Here is a 24,881-nt window from a genome sequence, read left to right as displayed (position 1 = left end):
GTGATTGAGGCTTTCGACGCGGACCATCACCCTACGACCACCGTTACCAGGAACGGATTTCGCCAAGCCCATGCTTCGCAATCTGGCCCTCGACGACAGACACCAACCCGGGACCGTCAGCAGCCGATGCCCTGAGCCAGTCGAGCCAGTCGCGGGTATCCGCCCACTTCGAGGGAGACTCGTAGCCAGACCACCGGGCTGAGACCTGTTCCACGATCTTCAGGCTCTCCTCGACGTCTTCGGGGTTTTCTGAAGCCGCAGGAACGAGAACGCTGCCTTCAAGCTCCGGAACCGCCTCAGGAAGGCGTCCCTTCTGTGCTGCCACCGCGAACTTACGCAAGAGTCCGACGATCTTTGTCAGCTCAGGGACGGACCGAAGTGGAAGTTCGCTCTGCGATTCGAGCCGTGCGGCAGCCGAACGAAACCCCTCCGAGTGGCGACCGACATCAATCGACTCTTGCACGCCGGCCCCCTTCACGAGCCTCTGCGCCAGAGTTAGTGAGATCACGGGGAAGTCTTGCGCCAGCGAATGAATATGGACGGTCGGATAGTATTGGTCACCAGCTGTCGACTTGTCTAGGATGACGCCTTGGACGACCGGGCCAATTCGACGCAATAGATGCAGGGACCGCCAGACGGAGAAGTCCGGGAATACTTCAGCCCAATCCGAAGTGATCTTATCGGCCATTCTCTTGTTTATTCTTGTCACCTTGGCACCACCGGAACGGTCAGGTAGAGGCCTGGTACGTGATTAGCGTTCTTGTCCCATTGGGACTTGCCGATGCCAGGCGGGTTCTTCGTGAATTTGTAATCGTACGCAATTCCTGTGGACGGATCGTACACGTCTGGTCGTGCGCTTCCCTGGGTTCCGTGCGGTACCTGTCGCCCGTTGAGATAGCTTCGCTCCGCGACAAGCCCGGGGTCTTCGAAGATCGACTGGTAGCGGTTGAGAACCGTCTCGGCGTACTTGAGCTTCTGGAACAACCCCCGGCCCTACTACTTCCCGCGGGGATCCGGGCTTCAGCCCGATCTGCGCTCTCCTGGATCAGTTCCGGCGTGGACAGATCCGCAGTGCTACCGGCTCCACCACAATTGTGAACGAGAACCGGACTTTTACCCGCCAGCACATAGTACGTGTGCTAAGCGAAGTCTTCGACCTGCTTTTTCGCAGGTCAAGCGCGGTTTGCTGGTCCGGTGACGTGCGTGGTTGTGCGGGGTTGTTGCCGTCGCTACTGCCGTCAGACGGTTTAGCCCAGGTACGGCTTTTCGCGCTGTTCCAGGAAGTGTTGGACCCTGAGTCGTTGGGTGTGGTGCATCGGCAGCTGCTCGATCTCTTCCGGCGGTACGAACCGGAGTTCGGTGGACTCGTCGGAGATTGCCAGCCGGCCGCCGGTGATGCGGGCGGTGAAGCAGACGTTGAACTGACGGCGAACCTCACCGTCGGTGTAGGCGATGATGTGTTTCGGATCGGTATATGTACCGACCAGGCCAGTGATCTCGACGTCGAGGCCTGTCTCCTCTTTGACCTCTCGGACGGCTGTTCCGGGCAGAGAGTCGGTGAGGTCCATGCCTCCGCCGGGCAATGCCCACAGGTCGTTGTCGCGGCGGCGCTGGAGGAGGATGCGCCCGTGGTCGTCGGTGACGACGGCAGATGCGGCGACGACCATGCTGTTCGGCTTAGGCGCGTTGGGGTCGTCGTAGTACTCGGTGCGGGCCACGGTCAGTCTTCCTCTCGTACGGGGGTTGCGGTCGCCCACACGGCGTCGAAGCTGTCGGCGTAGGTGTCGAACATGCCGCTCTCCTGGTGCCTGCGAAGATGCCACACGGGCGCGGCGTAGACGTTGACGCCCCAGACATGTGCGTTGACGAGTTGCTGGTCGTCGGCGCGGTAGAGGGAGTTGTAGAGCGTGGTGGCGTGGGTGCGGACTTCGATGCCGGGGGTGCCGGCGAGCGGCCTGTAGTGCATGAGCGCGAGGCGGCAGCGGGATTCGATGCCATGGCCGAACCGCTCCTCCTGGCCGCGGGCTTGGACGTTGTCGCTGTCGGGGTCCCCGATCGCGATGCGGACGATGCAGCCTTCGGCGGCGCGTTCGGTGAGGAGTTCGTTCAGCCGCGGGTACGCCTCGTGGAGGAAGACGGCCGCGTAGACGAGGATGTCGATCCGCTCCCGGACTTGGGCCATCAGGTCGGTGAACGTCGAGACGGGGAGGTCGGCCCGCTGTTCGTAGAGCGCGACCAGTTCGGGGCTGATGGCGCGGGCGGGGCGGGCCTGGCGGAGCGCGGCCAGAGTGCGTGCACGTCTTCTCTCAGGGCTTTGGCCGCCTGCAGGGCTGTGGCACGGCGTGGGGTCCGCCCGAGGTTCACCCAGCGCTCGACCGACTTGGGGTCGACCTCGACCTGCTGAGCGAGTGCGGCGTACGTCCAGCCTCGCGCCGCCATGACGGCTCGCAGTCTCTCGTTCGGCACGAGTCTCCCCCTTCGTCTCAGGACGGCACCAGGGACGTTCTACACGGTGCAGAACGTCCCGAAGTGGGGTTTGGTGGCAGTTCCTTCGTCCCGGTGACCGGCGTGACGATCGGTGCCGACCCCGCGGCACCAACAGGCCCAGGGGCACGCATCAACGCCGCCGAGGAGCGCCACCGTGCGAATGAGCGCCACCCCACGTGTTCCCGCCCTGCGACTGGACGCCCGGTCGCGCGCCGCCTCACCGGTGTGGTCACGGTGACGGCCCCCCACCCCTGATGCCGACGGGCACATCGTCTCGCCCGATGCCGGCGCCCTGGTGGTCGACCGGCGGAGCGGCAAGGTGGGCGTGGTGATGGGGCATGTGGGGACGTACGTGCAGCTTCGGCCACCGCGCGGTGGCCGGGAGTGGGACGTGCCGCCCGAGGACGTACGTACGCCGACTCCGACGGAGGAGTTGAGCGCGAAGGTGGCCGTGGCCAACCGGAGGTGGGGACGGTGACCCCTCGCTCGGTCCTGCGCTATGAGACCTGGACGCTCCAGCCCGACCGCGAGCCGGACGCGGAGCCGGTCCTGTACGCGATGCAGTGCGCCGTGGACGGAGAGACCTCGCCGACAAGCGAGGACTTCGCCGAACCGCAGGACTGGGTACTCCGGCACTGCGGCCAGAACCCGTCCCACCACACCTACCAGGAGATCATCACCCGCCCCTGGCGGACCTGGCGCCAGACGTGACCCACCTCGCTCGCCCAGGCGCCGCACCGCGCTGACCCACCCGACTCCCGTCCCTGCCGGGCGCAGCCGATCGAGGCTCCCCCGCACTCGTCAGCCCCGGCGGGGACGGGCCTCACGTGCGTGCCGTGCGCATGGCTGTGGGGGTTCTGGCCTCTGCCACAGAAAGTCAGCCACGACGACGGGCGCGCCGACCGACCACCCGCCACGTGTGTCTCGCTCAACCCCGCACCGGCATCAGCCCAGTTATCTCCATCGTCACGGCCCCAGCCAGGCAGCAAGCACGGGCGTCCGGGACGGTGCGAGCCCGCCGGGCGGCCACTCAGGTGCCCGGCCAGTCTGCTGCTGAGCGGTCGGCCCGGGGCTTCCGATTGGTGGTCCGGCCTAAGCTCCCGGGCTCTGCGCGCCGAGTGGTCGGCGGCCGTCGCCAGCGGGGCGGCAGACAGGAGCAGGCGGCGGTCACCGACCGCCGGCGCGCGGCGGCCCGCGTCAGCGGGACGCCCTTGAACAGGAAGCCGCTGCCTGACCACGCCGCGCCCCGCCTCCTCCCCCCGCACCCGCTCCCGCGCCAACGGCGACGGAACCGTATACCAGCGCAAGGACAGCCGCTGGGAAGCCGCCGGATACGTCCTCGCCCCCGGCAACACCCGCAAGCGCGTCCGCGTCTACGGCACCACCCGCAAGGAAGCCCTGGCCAAGCTCACCGAGAAGATCGCCGCCAGCAACCGCGGCCTCCCCGTCCCCTCCGCGCAGGGCAGCATGGCCGCGTACCTGACGTACTGGCTGGAGAACGTCGCCGTCCACCACCTCCGCGAGAACACCAACACCCGTTACACCACCTGCGTCACCCGGTACCTCATCCCCGGCCTCAGCAAGAAGAGGCTGGCCAAGCTCACCCGCACCTTCACCAGGCTCCTCCGCCCGACCGGCCTCCGCCGCATCCGCTTCCACGACCTCCGACACTCGACCGCCACGCTGCTCCTGGAACAGGGCGTCGAACTCGTCGTGATCAAGAAACTCCTCGGCCACGCCCACATCGGCGTCACCGCCACCGTCTACGCCCACGTCCGACTCCGCCTCCAACGCCAAGCCCTCGACACCCTCGGCGTGGCTCTCGACCGCCCCTGACGCACCACACGGCAACGGCCGCGGACACACCCGTGTCGCGGCCGTTGCCGTCAATTACTGCCGTCAAACGCCACATCGGCCCCACCGAGCACAGCTCAATGAGGGCGAAATTTGCTATCGTATACGATATTTGGTGGCGCGTCGCTGCTAGCGGTCAGCGGTCAGACGATCAAGCACATCCGCAGCAAGCTCTGCTGAAGCGCGGTCGAGATCTGCCATCGTCGCCGCGTCCAGGCGTTCGGACACATAACTACCCATCACGGACGCCACACCCATAGAGGCCACTGGCGCAAGCCACCTGAGCCACTCGCAGACCATGCGCATTCGAAATTCTCTGAGAATTTTCACACGGTCCAGAGGGTCTGACTCTGCGGCCAACTTGATCACCTTGAACGAGGCGGCGAGGCGGTTGTGCGGCATATCATGCGCCGAAAGAATCAGCCCGAGTTCATCAGATCTGCCGAGAGTGAAATTCTCGGCAACTACAAACTGAGGCAACGGCAAACCATCCACGCTTGTCAGCGCTCGCCCGTCACATCCCGAATCGATGACTACATCGACGCGGGAAGCAACCCCGGGAGCATCGACCGCGACTCTGATGCGATGCGCGCCAGGCTCCCCGATGTTCTGCACGAAACGTGACACTCCGAGGATGTCACCGACTCCGATGGCTCCGTCGTCGAGCATCAGGTCTCCTTCGAACAGGACACTGCCTCCGGCCGGGCCGGCCCTGTTCCACAACCTGATACGGACAAGCCCCATCTGCGCACGTGCAGCTAGCTGGATGTGGCTTCTAGACGCCACCAGTGGCGCACCGGCCAGCGCCAGAACCTCCTCCGGCGGGGCCGTCGCCCCAATACGGACCACGCGATGGTTCAAGTAGAGCTCAGCGCTACCAATGAGCATTTATCCGCCAATTACCCAATTTGACCCTAATGGGGCGCCCGGTCAACGCCATCACTAACCGGGCGCCCCCTACCCCTTCTACCCCGTATGCCCGGGCAATAGCTCGGCTAGCTTCTGAGCTGCACTCGGAATCCCTGGGAGCCCTTCAAACGTTGGATCGTGATAGCCGTGATTACGCAGCATCCGCTGAGCTTTCGATACGGCAACCGCCTGCATATCACTGCATGTCTCACAGTGGGGGAACAGACTACGCGGAAGGCTAGTCGGCCCAATTCCAGTAGACGGCTGGTGATCGCCCGTCATCGTCGGACTGCTCCCACCGCAAGAGTGGCACGCTCTTCCCTGCATGGCCGCACTCTGCTCCGGGGTAACGACAGGACCGGTCGCAGGCACCGACTCATCGGCATGAGGACCGACACGCAGCGTATCCGCCTCGGCCTGACTCAGCGAAACATTACAATTGTGAACGAGTACCGGCGTAGCACCTGCCAGCACATAGTACGTATGGAGGTCGCTGACGGTGAGGTTGTGGACCTTGGCTGCGGTGGCCGTCCAGCGTTCGATCGCCGTGACCTGGACGTAGGTGCCGGCGCTGGTGCGCAGCCATTGCCCCTGCTTCAGATCCGATGCGTCGATCCACTCGCCGAGTTCCGGGACCCAGAAGGGGTGACCGTCGGTCGCGGTGACAGTGGCTGCCTTCCCGTTCTTGCCGCCGTCGCTCTCCGCGAGGGTCACCCTCACCAGGTGCTTGGCGCCCTCACCCTGGATCTCGGCCGTGACCGTCTCACCGGTCGTCTCGCCGGTCTTGGGGTCGGTGGCCAGGACCTGGTCGCTGTTCTTGACGTCCTCGATCGGTTTGGTGGTGCCGTCGGCCATCAGGACCTTGGTGCCCGGGGTGAAGCTGTTGTTGATCGGGCAGCTCGCGCCGGAGTCGGTGCTGTTGGCCTTGCCGCCACCGCCACCGGACTTCGCCCTGGCCTGCTTCGTCTGCGGTCTTGGTGCCTCGGCCTGCTTCGCTGCGGCCTTCTGTGTCTTCTGGGCCGTGTTGCCGGTTTTCTGTGCTGCCCGTTTGGCCTGTCGGGTGGCTGCTTCCTGGGCTTTCTTCAGCTGAGCGGCCTGCGCGGCAGCCTTCTTCCTCGCTTCCCTGACCTTGCGTGCCAGTTCCCTGGCTTTCTTGGCGTTCTCGATGACCTGGCGGGCCTTCTCCTTGGCCTTTTTCAGGGCGTTGACCGCGCTCGCGATCTTCGCCGCCGCCTTCAGCACTCCCGGGACCTTGTGCAGTTTGTTCCAGGGGATAGCGCTGGCGACCATGGCGCCGCAGGCCCACAGGTCGCCCCGGGAGAAGCAGCCCACCAGGTCGTTCCAGCCGACGAAGTCCTTCAGCGCCGCCCAGCCGACCGACATGATCACATCGGCGACGGACGTGTTCAGCGTGTTCTTCGCCCACGCCTCCGCCGAGGCGGACGGGCCGCTGTAGCCGTCGTTGCCGCCCTCCGAGGTCAAGCCGCTCGGGTCGGCGAAGGTGACCGGGTTGTTCTCGCAGTACACGTACCCGTTCATCTGGACCGGATCGGCCAGGTCCAACACCGGGTCCGCCGACAGGAACCGGCCCGTCGTCGGGTCGTACTCCCTCGCTCCCAGGTGCACCAGCCCGGACGACGCGTCATCGTCACCGCCCACATACGAGCGGTGTGAACGCCAGTTCGTGTTCTCCGAGCGTTCCACGCCGAACGGGTCGGTCCTGGAGAACATCACCTTGTTGCCCGACGCCAGCGCCACGTTCACATACGCCGTGCCGTTCTGGTCGGCCACCTGCACCGACAGCTCGGAGGTACCACCGCCGCTCGCATGCCGCATCACCGTCGGCGCACCCGGCTGCGCGTAGTACCGCTCCGTGTACGCGGGCGTCTTGTCGGCGTTCAGCGAAATCGTCGCCTCGCCCAGATACAGCGTCCGCCCGGTCGCCGAGACCGCCATCAGACGGGAACCGTCACCGCCGTAGACGTACTTGGTTTCCTTGTCCGGCGTCCACGACTGCGCCGCCGAGCTGTTGCAGGTGTACAGCTGAAGGTCCGTACCGTCCGCCGAGTTGGACGTCGGCACGTCCAGACAGCTGCCCGACGACACATGCTTCAGGGCGCCCGCGGAGGTCGCCGTCCACTTCTGGGCGTCCGTACCCGTGCAGTCCGCGATCACCACCGCCGTGCCGTTCGCCGTACCGCCGCCCGACGGCACCACGCACTTGCCCATGATCTTCAGCGCGCCCGTCGACGGATCCGACGCCCCCGCCGCCGCGTCGATCCTCAGCTTCTGTGCCTTCGAGCCGTTGCAGGAGTACAGCTGCAGCGCCGTCCCCGCCGTCGTCAGCCCGCTCGCCAGGTCCAGGCACTTGTTCGCCAGACCCAGCCACGCCCCGGAGCCGTTCTCACCGAAGCCGGTGATCTTCTCGACCTGGCCGTCCCACGTCCAGTCCAGCGCCTGCGTGTCGCCGTCGTAGCTACGGGACTTGGTGTTGCCCGCTTCGTCGTACTCCAGCGCCGTCGCCTTGGTGACCCGCGCCCCCGAATCCGCCTTGAACGTCGACGACATGCCCGTCAGCGTGTGCGGCTGGGAGCCGTCCTCCTTGCCGTACGTGTACGTCGTCGTCGCGTCCTTCGACGTGTCCAGACCCGCATCGTGCTCGACCAGCTTCTTGCGGTTGCCCAGCGCGTCGTACTCGTAGGTCTGCCAGTAACCGTCGTTCGCCGCCGTCACGTTCGTCGCGCCGTCGTCGTACTTCGGGGCCGCCGTCGACTTGCCGGAGGCCGTGCAGCTCGACGGTGCCGTCCAGGCCTGGGTCAGCTGGCCCAGCGCGTCGTACGTGAAGCACTGACGGTCCGTCACCGAGTTGGAGGTGTCCGCGATCGACGTGACGTTGCCGGCCGGGTCGTAGGCGTACGCACGGGCGTTGACCCGGTGGCCCGTCACCGCCGTCGTGTCGCTCGTCGACTCGCGGTCGACGATGCTCTGCTGCAGCTCGCCCGTCGCCTCGTCGAACAGGTTCGTCGTCCACACCCGGTCGGGGTGCTCGCCGCTGGCCGTGCGCAGCACCTGACCGTACGGGGAGTACGAGGTCTGCGCCGTGTACCACTCCTGACCCGACGTCGAGACCGGCAGACCGTCCTCGTTGTAGCGGATGACCAGCTTCTCGGCGGGCAGGGTGCCCACCGACGGCAGATTCACCGACTCCAGCACACCCGACTCGGAGTACTCGAAGTTGTAGGCGTACTCCTTCTGCAGGCCGTACGACGTCGCGATCGACTCGGGCAGCGTGACCCGCTTGCCCAGCGGCTGGTAGTCGGCCGTGTAGCCGGACACCGAGGTGGTGTAGGGCTGCCCGTCCGTGTAGCGGGTCTGCGAGGTCGGCAGGCCCACACCGCCGGTCAGCGTGTCGTACTGCGTGGACGCCAGCAGCGTGCCGGTCGAGGAGTTCGCGCGCTGCTCGACCGGGCGGGACAGTGCGTCGTACTTCGTCCACACCGTCGCGTTCTCGTCGGTGACCGTCTCCGGCCGGTTCAGAACGTCGTACTTCGTGGTCGATGTGCCCGTGTCCGGGTCGACCGCCTCGACCTCACGGCCGCGCGCGTCGTACTGCCAGGTCCACGTGTTGCCCTCGGAGTCCTCGGCCTTCACGCGGTCACCACGCCAGTCGTACGTGTAGCGCGTCGAGCGGTACTCCGTACGGGCCGCGTTCGTGAAGGTGTCCACCCGGGCCGTACGGCCGAGCGAGTCCGAGAAGCTGCGCTGCACCGCACCACCCGACGGCGGGATCACCGTCGAGTAGTCGTCCCCGTAGACGTAACGCGTCTGCTTGGCCGTGCTCTCGGTGCCGTGCAGGTACGGCGTCTCCGTCAGGGTGCGGCCCAGACCGTCGTACGAGTACAGCGTGGCGTTGGGGACCTGGTAGTCCGAGTCCAGCTCGAACAGCGTTGTCGAGGCGTCGCCCGTGGCGTAGTACGCGTTGTTCGTCCGGGCGATCGTGCCGTTCGCGCTGTAGAGGATGTCCGTGATCAGGCGGCCCTTGCCGACCGCCGGTTCCTGCTTCTGGCGTTCGCGGCCCAGGCCGTCGTAGACAACGGTGGAGGTGTCGTAGCCGCCCTCGTCCGTCAGGGCCTCCGTCGTCACCGAGACCGGCTGGCCGATCGTGGTGTCGTATGTGAACTTCGCCGACGCGGACTTGGACGTGGACCGGGTCGGGGACCAGGCCTGCGTGGTGCGGCCGAGCGCGTCGTAGGTGAAGGTGGTCGTCCTGCCGTTGGCGTCCGTCTCCTTCAGGGACACACCGCGGGCCGGCTCCAGGACCGTCGTCTCGCTCTGCTCCAGGGCGTTGGTCGTTCTGACCTCGAACACCTGGCCCGTGGAGGGGGTGTAGGTGGTCTTGTCGACGTTGCCCGCCGCGTCAGTCGTGGACGTGGTGCGGCCGTAGTCGTCGTACGCGACCTTCCCGTCCTGCGTCCAGCCGCCGCCGTTGCCGCTGACCGCCCATGTCGTCGTCGCCGAGCCCGAGGCCGGGGTGTCGCCGTACGCGCCGCTGTCGTAGGCGACGCGCGAACCGTCCATCCAGTCCTCGGCCGTGGGCGTCTCCCCACAGCTGCCGGCGGTGGTCAACGTCTGCTTGGCCAGGCCGATGAGGTGTTTGTCCGTGTTGTGGACGTAACTCATCTCGGTGCACGTCTCGTCGTCGCCCTTGTCGGTGTCGCCGAGCGACTCGACCTTGACGGGCAGGCCGTACGTGTCCTCGTACGTGGTGGACGTCTTGAGGACGCGCCAGGTGCGCTTGTCGTCGCCGGTGCCCGAGGAGTTGGTCACCGAGATGCTGTGGTCGTCCAGGACGCGGTAGGCCTTGAGAGCGGGGATACCGCCGGAGCGGGTACGGGTGGCGAGGACCGTGGCGACCGGATAGTCGACATCACGGGTCAGCAGGCTGCCGTCCTTCTTGGTGTACGTCAGCGTCTCCGAGACCCGGCCCGCGAAGGGCTCCTCGTCGAAGGCGATCCTCGTGCCGTTGGAGTCGGTGACCGTGACCTCGCGGGTGCCCTCGTCGCCCGGCAGTTTGTCGCCGTGCATGCCACGGAAGTAGCGGGTCTCGGTCATGCCCCGCTCGGTGGACATGGAGGCGGTCGAGGAGTCCGTGCCCGTGTAGGTCCTGACCCGGGAGAAGCCGCGCCACTGGTCGTACGTGCGCGTCTTCTTCTTGCTGAACTCCGCCTGGTTAAGCGCCCAGGCCGCCCCGCCCAGGTAGTCGTACTCGGTCGTGACCGCGTCGACCCCGGTGAGGGCCGGCAGTTCCTGGACCTTCTCGACGACGTACTTGTGGAACCAGTCGACGGTCTCCTTGTCCGGGTCCGCGTTCCAGTGGACCGGGTAGCAGAGTCCGGTGTTGTCCTCCACGTCGGGGAAGCCGCCGCCCGACTTGCAGGCGCCGACCGGGTTCTTGTACGTGACGGCCGTCTCGCCGCCGTACTCGCTGACGACCCGGGTGATGCGAAGGCGGTCGAAGGCCGGGTTGGGGTCGTTCGAGCTCTCCTTCACGCGGTTCGGCATCGGCTGGCTGTTGGCGAGGAAGCGGACCGGGTTGAGGGCGATCGCCTCGCCCTCGGTGTCGTAGCCGGTGCGGGTGATCGACTCCAGCCACAGCGCCACGCCCTCGTCGGTGAGGTCGGCGGGCAGGGACTGCTGGAGCTTGAAGCTGTCCACCTTGGAGAGAGCCGCTGAGCCCTGGGTGCGCTGTGCCCATGTCGTCACCTGGGAGAGGCGCTTGCGCGACCAGAAGGTGGGGACGGGGACGTAACACTCCTTGCCCTTGGCGCAGTACAGGTCGGCCGGGGTGTCGTACCAGATGCGGTTCCTGCCGAAGTCGCCCGAGGTGAAGTTTTCCTCGGTGCAGGCGAGTTCGCCCTCCTTGAAGCAGCGCTCGTCGACGTCGAAGGCGACCCTGGCGATGGGCGTGGCGAACAGGGCGCCGGTGCGCAGGCCGTACTCGATCTTCTTCAGGTAGCCGCCGCGGTCGTAGGCGACCGACGCCTTGAACTTCTCGTTCTTGGCGTAGTAGTTGGTCTCCTTCTCCCACCACAGCGTCATCGCGTTGCCGTCGGTGTCGACGACGTAGTCGAGGTTCCAGCGCCAGGCCTGGTCGCAGAAGGAGCCCGCGAAGTCGCCCGCCTTGTAGCAGGGTTCGCCGCTCTGGTTGCCGGCGACGGGGGCGGAGAAAACGGAGTTCGTCGTCGGGTCGCCGCTCGCCCAGCCGGGCAGCTTGTGGCGGCCGAAGTAGTACTGCGTGCCGTCGCGTGTCGTGACGCGCCAGTACTCGCCGTCGGCGTCACCGTTGCCGAGGTCGGTGTTCTTGACGAGCTCGACGCGGGAGCCGTCGCCGTTGGCGGTGACCCACTTGTCGCTGGTGGGAGCGGCGCCGTCGGGCAGGACCAGCTCGGTCGTCTGGCCTCCGAGGGTCATGACCGCGTTGTACGAACCCCAGCACTGGTCGCTGGTCTTCTTGGTGTTGTTGCCGTCCGTCCGGTCATCGCGGCACGACTTGTACGTGCGGGTGATGGAGCCCGCGTTGTACTCCCAGCCGTCGCCGATCCAGGAGGGCTGGTTGTTGGAGGCGGACGTACGGCCGTCCACGCCCTGCGAGTTGTAGCCGAACGAAACGGCGGGCGAAGGTCCGCCGGGGACGGTCGGGGTCTGCAGTGTGTACGAGTACGTGAAGGCGCCGGAGTTGCCGCCCGCGGACCACGAACCCGCGCTGACCAGCGGGGTCGCGGAGAAGTCCCCCTTGGAGCCGCTGCCGGAGTCGGTGGCGAGCAGGACGGAGGAGCCCGAGCCGTCGGCGGTGGCGGCGGCCAGGGTGGCCAGGCGTGCCTCGGGTTCCTCGCGGTACACGGCGTCGCTGACCGTGCCCTCGTCGGAGGCGGCGGCGGTGGACGTCGTGTCGGTTGACTCGGTGTCGGCGGACTGCGTGGAGGTGCCGCCGGCCGCCAGGGACTCGACGTCCATGGTGGCGAGGATGCGGCGCTCGTACACCGGCCGCCCGTCGCTGTCGGTCCCGGTCTGCTCGACCACGTTGTCGGTGCTGACCTCGGTGGGCTCGGAGCAGCCCTCGGTGTCCGGCGTGGTCAGGAAGCAGGAGGGGAACTGGGCGAAGGACAGCCGGTCGGCCCAGTTGGCGCCGTACAGCTCCGAGAAGTCGGTGTAGTCGAGGGCGATCACGGCGTCGCCGGTGGCCTCGGCGGGCGGAGTGACAGTGAGGGCCATGCCCTCGATCGCGGTGTCGGCGAGTTCGTCCTGACCGGCGAGCGAGACCTGCCACTCGCCCTCCAGCGCGGCGGCTTCGGTGGTGGTGGCGTCCTCGGGGGCGCCGACCTCGACGGGGAGGTCCACACCGTCCTGGCTGACCGGCACCAGCTGACCAGGGGTGAGACCGGAGAGGTTCTCCGTCACCGTGCCGCCGGCGGGAGCGGTGACCTTGGCCGGGTCGTACTCCGCCGGGTCCTCGGCCTCGGACGTGGTCAGTTCGGCGAGCTTTCCGCCGTTCTCGCCCTTGGCTTTCCCGGAGGCGGGCAGCTTGACCAGGTCGACACCGCTGCGGTTGTTGTCGGGCGGCAGTGCGGAGGCGGCGGGCAAGGCGCCGACCAGGAGCGCCACGGTGAGCGCGCCGATCACTCCGGCTCGCGTCCGAGCCCGTCTTCGGCGCTCGGCTCGATTTCTCGAGAGTCGGCCCCGGCCGCACCACGACAGCGTTCCCCACATAGCGCGGCCCCCCGCTCTCTTCATTTGACGAGCACGAACTCTCCGGCACGTCTTCACGGAAAGTCAACAAGTCGTCGGAGCCTGGTGATTTAGCTCACGCCGCGTATTGTCCAATTTCTTGAACAAGGGTGATCGAGGGTTTATTGAGAGGGAATTCGGGAGGGAATTCCCTTACGGGTGGAGAGGTGATCATTCCTGCATGATCAAGGTCAAAGGAGAGTCAATCGCTCGCCAACTCCGCCCAGATGAAGGTGATTTGACACTCCGTCACCTCTTGGATCCGCCCGGTTCCCTCTCGCACGCCACCTCGTGTGCACAGAAGTACGTGCGGACCATACGGATCCGTTCACCGGACCGCCCGCGGGCCAAGAGCACGGAACGCTATGGCGCAATCCCCGTGCATGGGTCATGCTCTGTCCGCGCCTTCCCGGGCCACGCCATGCCATTCCCGGGCAGCGCAGGGGATTCAGAGGGGATTCGCGGAATTCTCGGTTTTTCGGGGATTCAGGGGGAGGGGACCCAACACCATGGAACGTCGCCGCTTCGGCATGCCCGCGTCCAGACGCGCCCGGGCGGGGACGGCCGCCCTCATCGCCGGTGCGCTCGGCCTCGGGCTGCTCACCGTTCCTCTCCTCGACGATCCGGGCCCCTCCGAATCCCCCGCCGAGACGAAGAAGCCCGCCCCCGGGCCGGTGAGCCAGGACACGGCGCTCGAACAGGCGGTCTCCTCCGGCAAGCGCGTCGAGGTGTCCGCGCTGCGTGACGAGACCTCCATGACGTACGCCCGTCCGGACGGCACCTTCGAGCTGGTCGCGTACGGCGCTCCCGTACGGGCGAAGGTGAACGGCGCCTGGAAGCCCATCGACACGGAGCTGGTCAAGGCCGACGGCGGGTGGGCGCCGAAGGCGGCCGCGGATCCCGTGGTCTTCTCGGCCGGTGGGGCCGGCGCGATCGGCGGAGGTCCCTCGGCGCGCAAGTCGTCCACCGGCACCACCGGCACGGGTGGCGTCCGCGGCGCCGTGTACACCGTCGCCGACGACGGCCGCACGGTGCGGGCCGCCGCGGACGCCGAGGACCACACGGAGCTGGCCGTCCTCAGCAGCGACGGCCACGAGGTGACGCTGAGCTGGCCGGGAGACCTGCCCGAGCCGGTGATCAGCGGGTCGAGCGCCCTGTACCGGAACGTGTTCGACGGCGTCGACCTGATGCTGACGGCGCAAGCCAGCGGCTTCAGCCACGTACTGATCGTGCACAGCGCCGAGGCTGCCGCCGACCCGGCGCTCGCGAGACTCTCGTACGGACTGTCCGCACCGGATCTGACCTTCCACCTCGACCCGGTCACCAAGGTCGTCACCGGCCGGGACCGCGACGGCGAGGAGATCGCGGTCTCCCCCACCCCCTATCTCTGGGACTCGGCCGGGAAGTACGCGGTCACCGAAGGCGACGACCCCGAGCCCGCCGAGGAGAACACCGAACCCACGCCGTCGTACTCCGAGGAACCCGGTGCGGACATCGGCGAGGAGAGCTCGGCGCCCGAGGACGGGCACGACACCGACGCGCCCACGGCGCCCTCGGAACCCGGTGACGAGGACGCGGGCGAGGAGGACGTGGAGAGCAACACTCCGTCCGACGGGACGACCACCGATCCGGCGGCCTACCGGCGTGGCGCGAAGGCCGGCTCCACGGTCGCCCGGGCGGGACACGTGGCGACCGGTGTGCGGGGGGCCGCGCTCGGCGACGACGAGGTGTTCGCCCTGAAGGGGCTGGCGGGCCCCGACCCCGGCACCCACATGGCCGTCGCCGACGCGGAGCTGAGTGCGCCCGGCACCACGTCCACCACCCTCGCCGTCGTCCCCGACACCGACCTGCTGAGGGACAAGGACACGGTCTACCCGGTCTTCATCGACCCCACCATCCACGGCAAGACCAAGAACTGGACCACGGCGTACAAGAAGTACCCGAACTCCAGCTTCTACGACGGCGCCAATTACAACACCGGCACCACCGAGGCACGGGTCGGCTACGAGTCCACCACCTGGGGCCTGTCCCGCTCCTACTTCCGGCTCGGCTGGTCCAGCAGCATCAAGGGCGCCCACGTGTCGTCCGCGTCCGTCCGGTTGCGCGAGACGTACTCCTGGTCATGCCAGGCCCGTGAGATGAAGCTGTTCCACACCGGCGGCATCTCCTCCAGGACCACCTGGAACAACCAGCCCGACAAGAAGGCGGAGATCGGCGCCAAGTCCTTCGCGCACGGTTACAACTCGTCCTGCCCCGACGCCTACGTGACCTACGACGCGAAGTCGGTCGCCCAGGACGCGGCCGACGGCGGCTGGAAGGAGTTCACGATCGGGCTGCAGGCCGGCACCGAGGACTCGGCGTACTCGTGGAAGAAGTTCAGGGCGGAGAGCGAGAGCGCGCCGAAGCTGACCCTGGTCTACAACCGCAAGCCGAAGACGCCGAGTTCGCTCGCCCAGGCGCCGGGCGGCGGCTGCGACCGCACCAGCCCGTACACCCACATCGGCAAGCGCGACCTGGTGCTGTCGGCGGCCTCCTCCGACGCGGACGACACCTCCACGAGGCAGGACCTGGAGTACCTGGACTTCGAGCTGTGGCGGACGGGCACCGACGTCTACATCCTGAACAAGAACGTGGCTGTCACCAGCGCGGGCAAGGCCTCCGCCACGGTCTCCAAGTCCGCGCTGACCAACGGCCACACGTACTCCTGGCGGGTCCGCGCCATCGACTCCAGCGGCGCGGCCTCCGGTTACGCGCCGACCGCGGAACCGAAGGTGTGCCGCTTCGTCTTCGATAGCTCGGTACCGAACGAACCCCTGGTCACCTCGACGGACTTCCCGGCCGCGAACGACGACGGCTCGGTGTGGTCCAAGGTGAAGTTCGGCACCGCCGGCTACTTCACCTTGGCGCCGGACGAGGACTCCGACATCACCAAGTTCGAGTACTCGTTCAACACCACCACGTACGCGGACAACAAGCCGGTCCCCCCGAAGGAGTCCGCCACGCTGCCCCTGAAGCCGCCCAACGCGGGCCCGAACGTGCTGTACGTACGGGCGGTGGACAGCGCGGGCAACCCCTCGCTCGGCACGAAGTACCTCTTCTACGTCACGCCCCGCGACACCGGTGACGAGCCGGGCGACGTCACGGGTGACGCCCTGCCCGACCTGTTCGCGATCACGTCCGAGGGCAACCTGAACATGTACCCGGCTGCCACGAGCGGCGACCTGCACGTCGGCATGGAGGCCGCGCACGACGACCGCACCGGTCTGCTCGCCGACCCCGACAAGGACGGCGAGGACCACCGGCCGGGCTACTGGATGGGGGCGGACGGCAAACCGGCGCTGATCGCGCACGGCGGCGACGCGACGGGCGCCGACGGGATCAGTGACCTGTTCGCCCGTATGCCGGACGGTGAGCTGTACGTGTACCCCGGCGACGGCTACGGCAGCGTGGACATCGCCGGACGTATGAAGGTCAGGATGCCCTCGGGCTCCCCAGCCCCGTCGACCCTCACCCAGATCATTGTCAGCGACTACGACCTCGACGGCCGCGCGGACCTGTTCGCCACGGACACGGCGGGCACCTTCTGGGCCTTCGACGGCTACACGGGCGTCAGCTTCCTGTCCGCGACGAAGATGACGACGACGGCGTGGGCGACGCGCGACCTGGTTTCGGTCGGTGACCACGACAAGGACGGCGCACCGGACCTGCTGTGGCGGTGGGATTCCACCAGCGAGCTGAAGCTGCGGTACGGAGTCAAGGACAGCTCCGGTGGCGCGACCCTGTCGTCGCTGGCAACGGCGGGCAACTCCAAGACGGGCGCCGACGAGCTCTACGCGTCGGGCTGGTCCACGGCCGCCACGCCCATGACGCACCTGTACGGGACGCCGGACGTCACCGGGGACGACATCCCCGACATCTGGGCCCTGGCGAACGACGGCACCGTCAAGTTCTACAAGGGTGGGGCAGCGACGCCGGGTACGGGGACGACTGTGATCAGTTCGGGCAGCGAGTGGGCGACGACGAAGCTGACGTTCGGTTGAGGTCGTATGGCTCGCGACTTGCCGCAGTGGGCCGGTGCGGGGATGAAGGGAGGGGAGGCGGACGGTGATGCCTGGTGATGCGATTCAGTCGCTCTGGCTGAAGGTCGAGGAGCTGGGGCGGCCCGTTGCCTGGCTCCGGTCTCCTGGGCTGGAGCGCCGGCAGCTCGTGGCATCCCTCGGTGAGAGCCTCCCCCAGGATGTCTACGCGTGGTTCGAGGCGTGCAACGGCGTACCTTTCGACGCTGGACAGGTGCAGGACGACGCCAACCTGATCCCCGGATACGAACCGCTGAGCCTCCGGCAGGCCTTGGAGATCAGACAGAACCGCCTTGAGCAGGACGAGATTCTGGGAGAGCACTGGGTGCCGCTTCTGGCGAGCGGCGGCGGTGATTTCTATGCGGCTGTCTACGATCACCCGAACGGTTCCTATGTCGCAGACGTGATCGCCGAAGCAGACTCCATGCCGGCCTACTTGAGCGTGGAGCACATGGCACTCGCCTTCCGGGCGTCCTATGAGCGGGGTGCCTTCTTTGTGGATGACGACGGGATGCTCGACATGGCTGTCGACCTTTGCGATCAGATCGACGGCGAGTATCGAATTCAATGACCTCTGTTCCGGGTCATTCGATCCTGCAGTTGTTGGGGGTAGGCGTGGGAGTGGTGGGGGTGGGGCGTCGACGCTCGTCGGTCGTGGTGGCCGCGCTGTGCGCGCTGGTTTCTGCTTGTGATGTGGCGAGCGGTGGCGGTGGTACCGGTGACGCTTCGGAGGTGAAGGCAACCCCGCAGGCGAGTGCCAGTGTGGTAGCCGGGGCCGCGGGACTGGACAGGATGGCCCTTGAGGGACGTGATGCGGGCGGGTTCAGCGTCATGGTGCCCGCCGCCGGTGATGTAGTCGGTCAGCGGGACGTGCGGGTTGCCGAAGAGGGCTGCGATTCGGTGGCGTACGTCCTGTCCGGAACCGTGGTCGGTGAGCCGGCGTCGACGCGGGTGCGGGAGGCAGCTGGTGAGGGTGCGGCAGTGACTGTCGTGCTCGCGGAGTACGAGGGGCAGCAAGCACAACGCGCGATGGATGACCTCAGCACCGCCGTCGCCGAGTGCGCAGGCGGCTTCACCGTCACCGTGAACGGTGACGAGCGGAAGGTGGGGAAGGCAGCTCCGGAGCTCGCGCCGGAGGGCGCGGATCAAGCGATGGCCCTGGGCGCGGTCGTGGAGCGGAACGGGGCAAAGAGTCCGGTGAAGGTGGTCGTGTTCCGTAAGGGCGCCAGGGTCGGGTACGTCAGCGCCGTACCGACGGACAAGGCAGACGAGGACTTCGCCGTACCCGCAGCGGTTGTCGACGCACAGCTTGCCAAGCTTCTCTGAACGATCAGACTTGGCTGACTCCGGTCAGCCGTGGCTCCGGAATCCCGGAGCCGACTCCACATGACGAATGACCTGCGTCGCAGGACGCGAAACGAGGATCTTCCTTTGCACAGACGTATGGTGGCCACCTCCCTCTCGGGTCTCCTGGCCCTGACGGCCGTTGGACTGTCGTCTCCCGCCGCGCACGCCGCGGAGAGCGACATCTCCTTCTCGGACATCGTCGTGAACGACGGCGAGCCGATCGTCGTCGGCACCTCGGCGATGGTGAGCGTGCCTGTCACGTACAGCATCAAGCACTCGGTGAAGCTCGACACGCACTGGGTGTTCCTCTACCGCGGCACGCTCAACGGCAGTGAGAAGTCGCTGGGCTCCGGCGGCCAGGGGCCCTACTGCACCTCGAACAGCGCCGGCACCCGCGAGTACTGCGAGATGACCGTCGACATCGTGGCGAAGGACGACCTGGTCAACGCCGACGCCGCCACCTGGAAGACGGGCGGGACCGCGATCAAGCCGAACGGCGGCTACGACACCGACACGAACTCGGTCACGGCCCGCCTGAAGCGCTACGCGAAGCTGACGGTGAACGCCTCCCCGGAGCCGGTCACCGTGGGCAAGAAGATCACCATCACCGGGAAGGTCACCCGAGCCAACTGGGACACCCGCAAGTACACCGGCTACAGCGGCCGCACAGTCACTCTCCAGTTCCGGGAGAAGGGCGCGAGCTCCTTCACGAACGTCAAGAAGGTCACCTCCAGCGGCACCGGTGGTCTCAACACCACGGTCACCGCCTCCAAGGACGGTGACTGGCGCTGGGTGTACTACGGCAACTCGACCACCGGCAGCGCCAAGAGCGACGGCGACTTCGTCGACGTGCGATAGCGGCACACGGGACGGAAGCGCCACAGAGTCCGCGCAAAAGGTCCGTACAACACAGGACTTGTCCCCCGCCGGAGGCCCATCGGAGCCCCATCGGAGCCCCGCCCGAGTTGACCAAGCGCAGGGCCATGGCCAAGGATCGCCGCCATGCCTGCCCTCGCCTCCCGTCAGAATGCGGTCGCGGCGCTGCGGTTCGGGCAGCTCGCGGCGATGGGTACGGTCGCGGCGCTGATCCTGATCGCAGGCGTCTGGGCCTCCTGGGGCACCGCCCAGCACGTGATGCTCACCAAGGGCCGTGAGCGCGGCACGATGACGGTCGCTCGATGCGCCGACGACCGCTGCACAGGTCCGTACCGGCCGCTGTCGGAAGGGTCCACCGCCCGCGACCGGGTCGTCCTCGACAGCGAGGTCGCGGTCGACAAGGGCCGCACCTACACGGTCGCCGTGAAGCCCGGCAGCGACGAGGTCGTACGCACGGGCACCGGCGGCCTCCTCTACGCCTGGGCCCCACTCGGCGGCGCACTTCTGCTCGCCTCGATGGTGGTGGCGGGTGGCCTGCGCCTGACCCGCCTGGCCTGGGCCCTCGGCGGCGCGGGCTTCACCCTGCTCACGGCAGCCTTCATAACCCTCTGAAGCACGCCCAGTTCCCCGCACCCCTGAAGGGGCGCGGGGAACCGCGCGACCAGCCACAACCAACCCGCGGACAACACACAGCCCTCAGTGGGGCTCTTGCCGACGGAGTCAGCCCGTGTTGCGCAGCCCGGCCGCCACCCCGTTGACCGTGAGGAGCAGGGCCCGCGAAAGCAGCGGGTCGGCCTCCTCACCTGCCGCCGCCGCATCCCTCTGCCGCTTCAGCAGCGCGACCTGAAGGTACGAGATCGGGTCCAGATACGCGTCACGGATGGTGAAGGTCTGCTTCAGCACCGGGTGGGCGTCCAGCAGCTCCGGCTCGCCGGTGATGCGCAGCACCTCGCGCACGGTCAGCTCGTGCTCGGCCCGGATGGTCTCGAAGACGTGCTTCAGCTCGTCCGGGACGAGTGTGTCGACGTAGTGCCCGGCGATCCGCAGGTCCGTCTTGGCCAGCGTCATCTCGACGTTGGAGAGGAAGTTGCGGAAGAAGTGCCACTGCTCGTGCATCTCCTCCAGCACGCTGTCGAGACCGGCCTCGCGCAGCGCCTTCAGACCCGAGCCGACACCGAACCAGCCCGGCACGATCTGCCGCGACTGCGTCCAGCCGAACACCCACGGGATGGCGCGGAGCCCGTCGAGCGAGACGCCCGAGCCGGGGCGGCGGGAGGGCCGCGAGCCCAGGTGCAGGTCGGCGAGCTGGTCCACCGGCGTGGAGGCGAGGAAGTACGTCGGAAGGTCCGGGTCCTCGACCAGCCTGCGGTAGGCCGCGTGGGCGGCGTCGCTGACCACGTCCATGGCCGCGTCCCAGCGGGCCAGCGCCTCGTCGGACTGGCGGGGCGAGGTGTGCAGGGCGGACGCCTGCAGCGTGGCCGCGACGGTCAGCTCCAGGTTCTCCCGGGCCAGCGACGGCACGAGGTACTTGTCGGAGATGACCTCGCCCTGCTCGGTCACCTTGATCTCGCCCTCCAGCGTGCCCCACGGCTGGGCGAGGATCGCGTCGTGCGAGGGACCGCCGCCACGCCCGACCGTGCCGCCACGGCCGTGGAAGAGCCGCAGCCGTACGCCGTACCGATGGGCGACGTCACGCAGCCGCCGCTGCGCCCGGTGGATCTCCCACTGCGAGGTCGTGATGCCGCCGAACTTCGACGAGTCGGAGTACCCGAGCATGACCTCCTGGACATCGCCCCGCAGCGCCACGAGGCGCCGGTAGGACGGGTCGGACAGCATGTCCTCCAGAATCGTGTCCGCGGCCTTGAGCTCGTCCGTCGTCTCCAGCAGCGGCACGATGCCGATCTTCGCCCAGCCGGCGTGCAGATCGATCAGCCCGGCCTCGCGGGCCAGCACCGCCGCGGCGAACACGTCGTCCGCGCCCTGGCACATCGAGATGATGTACGACTCGATCACCTCGGGCCCGAACACCCCGAGGGCCCGCTTCACGGTCTCGAAGACACCGAGGGTCTTCGCGCCCGCCGCGTCCAGCGGTGCCGGGGTGGGCCCGAGCGGCCGCCGGGACCGCAGCTCCTTGGCGAGCAGCTTGTGCCGGTACTCGCGCGGCATGTCCTCGTACCGCCACGACTCCTCGCCGAGCCGGTCGAAGAGCTGCCCGAGCGCCTGGTGGTGGGCGTCCGCGTGCTCCCGTACGTCCATGGTGGCCAGCTGGAGGCCGAAGGCGGCGAGCGTGCGGATCGTACGGTTCATGCGGCCGTCGGCGAACAGCGCGCCGCGGTGCTCGCGCAGCGAGGTCTGGACGAGGGTCAGGTCCTGGAGCAGCTCGGCGGTGCCGAGGTAGTCCCGGCCGTCCTCGTGCGGGGTGCCCTTGGCGAGGCGCTGCTTGGTGTTCTCCAGCTTCTGCCGGATGCAGGTGGCCTTGAGCCGGTAGGGCTCCTCGGAGTTGAGCCGCTTGTAGCGGGGACTGATCTCCGGAAGCAGCTCCAGATCGGTCCGCAGGGAGTCCAGGAGCTCCTCGGTGGCACCGGTGTAGCGGATGGAGTTGGACAGGAAGCCGCGCAGCTCGTCGATCAGCTCCAGCGCGTCGTTGATGCCGTGCTCGTGCTGGAGGATCAGGACGTCCCAGGTGACCTGCGGCGTCACGTTCGGGTTGCCGTCGCGGTCGCCGCCGATCCAGGTGCCGAAGGTGAGCGGCCGGGTGTCGTCGGGCAGCGTCACCCCGACGCGCTCCAGCTCCGCCGTCAGGTCCTCAAGGACATCCCCCACGGCGCCGGCGTGCAGCTCGTCCAGGTAGTAGATGGCGTTGCGGGCCTCGTCGGCGGGCTCGGGGCGCACCACGCGCAGCTCGTCCGTCTGCCAGACGAGGTCGATGTTCTCGGCCAGACGGGTGTCGTAGCGACGCCGGTCCGCCTCGATGACGGGCGTCTCCAGCAGGGCGGCGATCCGGCGCAGCTTGTTGAGCACCGAGCGCCTGGCCGCCTCGGTGGGGTGCGCCGTGAAGACCGGGCGAACGTTCAGGTGCTGCACGGTCGCGCGCAGGTGCTCGGGGTCGGCGTCCTTGAGCCGGTCCGCCGTGCGGGCGAGCAGTCCGCCCTCGGCGGCCCGCCTGGCGCGCAGCTCGCGGCCGCGGTGCACCTGCTCGGTGACGTTGGCCAGGTGGAAGTAGGTGGAGAAGGCGCGGACCAGCTTGGCCGCGGTCTCCAGTTCCGTGCCGCGCAGCAGCTCGGCGGCGGCTTCGCCGTCCTCGCGGGTGAGGCGGCGGACCTTCTCGACCAGTTCCAGAAGCTCGGGACCCTCCTGGCGTACGAGGGTCTCGCCCAGCAGATCACCCAGGCGGCGGATGTCGGCGCGCAGCTCACTGCCGGTTGTCGTGGTCTGGTCGTCGGCACTGCTCACAGGTGCGGCTCCTTGCAGTGTTGAAGCTCGTCTGGAGGGGAACCCGTCACGTTGGCGGCGGGCGCGCATCGGCGACGGGGCATCCGGGAATGAAACAGAGCGGACCGCGCTGTCCGACCGACCTTAAGGATAGGTGTCCATACGGACGCGCAGTCTCTCGGGCTCTTGCCGCCGGGCGAGGCACTGCCATACTTACGACGCCGTAGGTTACGGAACCGTAGGCGTGGTTTCCGGCAACCCGGCAGGCGCGATTACCGGCCACTCTCACAACCCTCGACCCCACAGGGGACGCTCCCATGACCACGAGTTCCGATGTGATCGATGACGCCCCCGAGGCGAACAACGACGACACCGCACTCCCCTCCGCCACGCTGGGCGGGGAGAAGAAGCGCTCGATCGAGCAGATCACCCTTCTCCTCTTCATCACCGTCCCGTTCCTCGCGGTCCTGGCGGCAGTGCCGCTGGCCTGGGGCTGGGGCGTGAGCTGGCTGGACCTCGGCCTGCTGGTCTTCTTCTACTACCTCGGCTGCCACGGCATCACGATCGGCTTCCACCGCTACTTCACGCACGGCGCCTTCAAGGCGAAACGCCCCCTGCGCATCGCCCTCGCGATCGCGGGCTCGATGGCCGTCGAGGGCCCGCTGGTCCGCTGGGTGGCCGACCACCGCAAGCACCACAAGTTCTCCGACGCCGAGGGCGACCCCCACTCGCCGTGGCGCTTCGGAGAGACGGTCCCGGCACTGATGAAGGGCCTGTGGTGGGCCCACATCGCCTGGATGTTCGACGAGGAGCAGACACCGCAGGACAAGTACGCGCCGGACCTGATCAAGGACAAGGCACTCCGCACGATCTCGCGCCAGTTCCTCCTCTGGGCCGGTCTCTCCCTCATGCTCCCGGCACTGATCGGCGGCCTGGTGACGATGTCCTGGTGGGGCGCGTTCACGGGCTTCTTCTGGGGCTCGCTCGTCCGGGTAGCGCTGCTGCACCACGTCACATGGTCGATCAACTCGATCTGCCACGCGGTGGGCAAGCGCCCCTTCAAGTCGCGTGACCGCTCGGGCAATGTGTGGTGGCTGGCGGTCCTCTCCTGCGGCGAGTCGTGGCACAACCTCCACCACGCCGATCCCACTTCCGCCAGGCACGGTGTGGAGCGCGGCCAGGTGGATTCCTCGGCCCGCCTCATCCGCTGGTTCGAGCTGCTCGGCTGGGCGTACGACGTGCGCTGGCCGTCACGCTCGCGTATCGATTCCCGTCGCAACCCGGACGGGAAGGGCTCCCGACGCAAGCCGGAGACCGCCGACGCGGCATGATTGACGGCGTGGCCGACTCCAGCACACCCAGCAATGAAAAGCCGCGGCGCGCCCGCCGCACCCGGATGACCGGTGCGGAGCGGCGGGCCCAGTTGCTGGAGATCGGCCGCACCCTCTTCGCCGCCAAGGGCTTCGAGGCGACATCGGTGGAGGAGATCGCGGCAAAGGCCGGCGTCTCCAAACCGGTGGTCTACGAACACTTCGGAGGCAAAGAAGGTCTCTACGCCGTAGTAGTGGACCGAGAAATGCGCCGCCTACTGGACGGCGTGACAAGCTCGCTCACCGCAGGCCACCCACGCGAGCTCTGCGAACAGGCGGCTTTCGCCCTCCTCGACTACATCGAGGAGTACACGGACGGCTTCCGCATCCTGGTCCGCGACTCCCCCATCCCCCAGTCCACAGGCTCCTTCGCGTCCCTGATCTCGGACATCGCGACCCAGGTGGAGGACATCCTGGGCCGCGAGTTCAAACGCCGCGGCTTCGACCCGAAACTCGCCCCCCTGTACGCCCAGGCCCTGGTAGGCATGGTCGCCCTCACCGGCCAGTGGTGGCTCGACGTCCGCCGCCCCAAAAAAGCCGAGGTAGCAGCCCACCTCGTAAACCTGGCCTGGCACGGCCTGGACGGCCTGGAAGCCAAGCCCCGCCTGATAGGGCGCCGAAAGTCCTAGCCAGGATTCATCTTCGAGTGCGGCCAAGCAGGGGCTGATCGCGCAGTTCCCCGCGCCCCTGAAGGAGCCGATGGCAAGCCATCTTCGGATGGTCCACGGCGCCGCAGCCGCCGTAC

General features: G+C 67.7%; 16 protein-coding genes and 1 pseudogene. 10 read left to right on the top strand and 7 right to left on the bottom strand.

The annotated features are described in order from the left end of the window. Window positions 1-43 precede the first annotated feature (43 nt). The 4 genes and pseudogenes from ACFWXQ_RS43635 to ACFWXQ_RS43620 form a co-directional block, all read right to left on the bottom strand. A complete protein-coding gene (locus tag ACFWXQ_RS43635; RefSeq protein ID WP_383942675.1) occupies window positions 44-688 on the bottom strand; it encodes a hypothetical protein in 645 nt (214 codons plus the stop codon). A gap of 17 nt (window positions 689-705) precedes the next feature. Then, window positions 706-984, bottom strand: a complete 279-nt coding sequence (locus ACFWXQ_RS43630; RefSeq protein WP_383942672.1) for a hypothetical protein — start codon at window positions 982-984, stop codon at window positions 706-708. A 263-nt stretch (window positions 985-1,247) separates the two neighbouring features. Next, entirely contained in the window at window positions 1,248-1,718 is a 471-nt protein-coding gene (locus tag ACFWXQ_RS43625; RefSeq protein ID WP_383942670.1) for an NUDIX domain-containing protein, read from the bottom strand. 2 nt (window positions 1,719-1,720) lie between these two features. Further along, window positions 1,721-2,439 (bottom strand): annotated as a pseudogene (locus ACFWXQ_RS43620) (XRE family transcriptional regulator). A gap of 316 nt (window positions 2,440-2,755) precedes the next feature. Between ACFWXQ_RS43620 and ACFWXQ_RS43615 the strand changes: the two are divergent. The 3 genes from ACFWXQ_RS43615 (at window position 2,756) to ACFWXQ_RS43605 (ending at window position 4,323) form a co-directional block, all read left to right on the top strand. Beyond that, window positions 2,756-2,965: a hypothetical protein gene (locus tag ACFWXQ_RS43615; protein ID WP_383942712.1), complete on the top strand. Its 210-nt coding sequence runs from the start codon at window positions 2,756-2,758 to the stop codon at window positions 2,963-2,965. Next, complete coding sequence (locus ACFWXQ_RS43610; RefSeq protein ID WP_383942667.1) at window positions 2,953-3,198, top strand: hypothetical protein; 246 nt, start codon at window positions 2,953-2,955, stop codon at window positions 3,196-3,198. Before ACFWXQ_RS43615 ends, ACFWXQ_RS43610 begins: the two co-directional genes overlap by 13 nt. 519 nt (window positions 3,199-3,717) lie before the next feature. Next, complete coding sequence (locus tag ACFWXQ_RS43605) at window positions 3,718-4,323, top strand: tyrosine-type recombinase/integrase (RefSeq protein WP_383942710.1); 606 nt, start codon at window positions 3,718-3,720, stop codon at window positions 4,321-4,323. Window positions 4,324-4,470: 147 nt separating this feature from the next. Here ACFWXQ_RS43605 and ACFWXQ_RS43600 read toward each other — a convergent pair whose 3' ends face one another. Then, window positions 4,471-5,010, bottom strand: coding sequence for a hypothetical protein (locus ACFWXQ_RS43600; RefSeq protein ID WP_383942664.1), 540 nt, complete (start codon window positions 5,008-5,010; stop codon window positions 4,471-4,473). 297 nt (window positions 5,011-5,307) lie between these two features. Then, a complete protein-coding gene (locus ACFWXQ_RS43595; RefSeq protein ID WP_383942661.1) occupies window positions 5,308-12,930 on the bottom strand; it encodes a ricin-type beta-trefoil lectin domain protein in 7,623 nt (2,540 codons plus the stop codon). A 614-nt stretch (window positions 12,931-13,544) separates the two neighbouring features. Here ACFWXQ_RS43595 and ACFWXQ_RS43590 point away from each other — a divergent pair. From ACFWXQ_RS43590 to ACFWXQ_RS43570, 5 genes are all read left to right on the top strand, one after another. Further along, window positions 13,545-17,075, top strand: coding sequence for a DNRLRE domain-containing protein (locus ACFWXQ_RS43590; protein ID WP_383942658.1), 3,531 nt, complete (start codon window positions 13,545-13,547; stop codon window positions 17,073-17,075). Between the two features lie 67 nt (window positions 17,076-17,142). Next, the gene (locus tag ACFWXQ_RS43585) at window positions 17,143-17,682 is read left to right on the top strand and encodes an SMI1/KNR4 family protein (protein WP_383942655.1); all 540 of its coding nucleotides are present in this window, start codon (window positions 17,143-17,145) and stop codon (window positions 17,680-17,682) included. 161 nt (window positions 17,683-17,843) lie between these two features. Continuing rightward, window positions 17,844-18,437, top strand: coding sequence for a hypothetical protein (locus ACFWXQ_RS43580; protein ID WP_386270323.1), 594 nt, complete (start codon window positions 17,844-17,846; stop codon window positions 18,435-18,437). Window positions 18,438-18,542: 105 nt separating this feature from the next. Beyond that, on the top strand, window positions 18,543-19,316 hold the full coding sequence (locus tag ACFWXQ_RS43575; protein ID WP_383942649.1) for a hypothetical protein: 774 nt from the start codon (window positions 18,543-18,545) through the stop codon (window positions 19,314-19,316). Window positions 19,317-19,460: 144 nt separating this feature from the next. Then, a complete protein-coding gene (locus ACFWXQ_RS43570; protein WP_383942646.1) occupies window positions 19,461-19,946 on the top strand; it encodes a hypothetical protein in 486 nt (161 codons plus the stop codon). 108 nt (window positions 19,947-20,054) lie between these two features. Here the strand turns inward: ACFWXQ_RS43570 and ppc are convergent, their stop codons facing one another. Beyond that, window positions 20,055-22,787, bottom strand: coding sequence for a phosphoenolpyruvate carboxylase (gene ppc / locus ACFWXQ_RS43565; RefSeq protein ID WP_383942643.1), 2,733 nt, complete (start codon window positions 22,785-22,787; stop codon window positions 20,055-20,057). A 296-nt stretch (window positions 22,788-23,083) separates the two neighbouring features. Between ppc and ACFWXQ_RS43560 the strand changes: the two genes are divergently transcribed. Beyond that, the gene (locus ACFWXQ_RS43560; RefSeq protein ID WP_383942640.1) at window positions 23,084-24,097 is read left to right on the top strand and encodes an acyl-CoA desaturase; all 1,014 of its coding nucleotides are present in this window, start codon (window positions 23,084-23,086) and stop codon (window positions 24,095-24,097) included. After that, window positions 24,094-24,765, top strand: coding sequence for a TetR/AcrR family transcriptional regulator (locus ACFWXQ_RS43555; protein ID WP_200396427.1), 672 nt, complete (start codon window positions 24,094-24,096; stop codon window positions 24,763-24,765). The genes ACFWXQ_RS43560 and ACFWXQ_RS43555 overlap by 4 nt, the downstream gene beginning before the upstream one ends. The last annotated feature ends 116 nt before the right edge of the window (window positions 24,766-24,881 follow it).

The sequence above is a fragment of the Streptomyces sp. NPDC058697 genome, from assembly GCF_042715345.1.
In the GTDB taxonomy this organism is placed as follows: domain Bacteria; phylum Actinomycetota; class Actinomycetes; order Streptomycetales; family Streptomycetaceae; genus Streptomyces; species Streptomyces liliifuscus.
The sequence above is the reverse complement of the archived record's forward strand: the minus strand, read 5'-3'. Positions and strand labels throughout refer to the sequence as shown.

Excerpts from the sequence above, each read along its gene's own strand:
- ACFWXQ_RS43635 (WP_383942675.1), bottom strand. The coding sequence starts at position 688 with ATGGCCGATAAGATCACTTCGGATTGGGCTGAAGTATTCCCGGACTTC.
- ACFWXQ_RS43600 (WP_383942664.1), bottom strand. The coding sequence starts at position 5,010 with ATGCTCGACGACGGAGCCATCGGAGTCGGTGACATCCTCGGAGTGTCA.
- ACFWXQ_RS43590 (WP_383942658.1), top strand. The coding sequence starts at position 13,545 with ATGGAACGTCGCCGCTTCGGCATGCCCGCGTCCAGACGCGCCCGGGCG.
- ACFWXQ_RS43585 (WP_383942655.1), top strand. The coding sequence starts at position 17,143 with ATGCCTGGTGATGCGATTCAGTCGCTCTGGCTGAAGGTCGAGGAGCTG.
- ACFWXQ_RS43570 (WP_383942646.1), top strand. The coding sequence starts at position 19,461 with ATGCCTGCCCTCGCCTCCCGTCAGAATGCGGTCGCGGCGCTGCGGTTC.
- ACFWXQ_RS43560 (WP_383942640.1), top strand. The coding sequence starts at position 23,084 with ATGACCACGAGTTCCGATGTGATCGATGACGCCCCCGAGGCGAACAAC.
- ACFWXQ_RS43555 (WP_200396427.1), top strand. The coding sequence starts at position 24,094 with ATGATTGACGGCGTGGCCGACTCCAGCACACCCAGCAATGAAAAGCCG.